General features: G+C 49.0%; 1 protein-coding gene. It reads left to right on the plus strand.

The genetic code is table 11. From position 1 onward, the window contains the following. Nucleotides 1-236: 236 nt before the first annotated feature. Nucleotides 237-600, plus strand: a 364-nt coding sequence (locus tag ACFQEU_RS17535) for a response regulator (RefSeq protein ID WP_379784236.1), incomplete at its 3' end; no start/stop codon positions are given.

Raw genomic sequence — 600 nt, forward strand, 5'->3', positions numbered from 1 at the left:
GTTAGGCCCAGCAGCGCTGGGGCAATGGCGAGTGCGATGAGTGACTTTCGTGAAACGCTCTTTGCTAGCATGGGTGTATCCCCCTTTTTATAGTGAATGCTCAGCATCGACCATAAGACTCGGGGCTTGCGTATTCTATTAGCGATTGGTCTAATATCGACCAATGTCTACATAGACTAAAGGCTAAGATTGTTTTAGCTTTATGCCTGTCTGAAAAAAACATAAAAGCGGACACTATGATTTCAGTTCCAACGTCACACACCTTTATTATTGCCGATGATCACCCCCTGTTTCGCACTGCGCTGGCGCAAGCCGTGACGGCTCGATTTGACCGTGCGGTGATATTGCAAGCCGACACGGTTGATGGATTGCAACAGCTATTAAGTCATAATCAGGCGGTATCTTTAGTACTATTGGATTTACATATGCCTGGCGCTCAGGGTTTCTCATCCTTGATCCATATCTGCGCCTGCTATCCGTTAATTCCGGTCGTCATGGTTTCCGCCGATGCAACGCCCGAGGTTATGACCCGTGCCTTGCGCCATGGCGCAGCAGGTTTTATTCCCAAAAGTTGTTCACTGGAGGAGATCAGCACGGCGG

The sequence above is a fragment of the Halorubrum tibetense genome (genome assembly GCF_042661865.1).
Classification (GTDB): domain Archaea; phylum Halobacteriota; class Halobacteria; order Halobacteriales; family Haloferacaceae; genus Halorubrum; species Halorubrum tibetense.